At 43.3% G+C, this 240-nt stretch carries 1 protein-coding gene; it reads right to left on the bottom strand.

Annotated elements, in window-relative coordinates:
* Positions 1–240 (bottom strand): EI24 domain-containing protein (locus AAEY75_RS16890; protein ID WP_352260325.1); only part of this gene is annotated, 240 nt, incomplete at both ends.

Genomic DNA, 240 nt, shown 5'->3' with positions numbered 1-240 from the left:
ACCAAACCCGTACGATAAACCTTGCTTGCTTTGTAAATCGGTTTTCATTTGCTTAAAGCTGATTTTATGATTATCGAACGCGTAATCTTGGTATTGCACGGCAAACATCCAACACGAAAAAAGCACCCACAGTATTTGCCCTATAACCGGCAACACCCATAACAATATAAAAAAGCCAATGGCGCGGGGAAGGTAATAGCAAAGTTTTGTCCACTCTCGGCCAAGCATGCGTGGCACATC

The organism is Psychrobacter sp. TB55-MNA-CIBAN-0194 (assembly GCF_040309505.1).
GTDB lineage: Bacteria > Pseudomonadota > Gammaproteobacteria > Pseudomonadales > Moraxellaceae > Psychrobacter > Psychrobacter fozii.
This window is presented reverse-complemented; position numbering and strand designations above follow the sequence as displayed.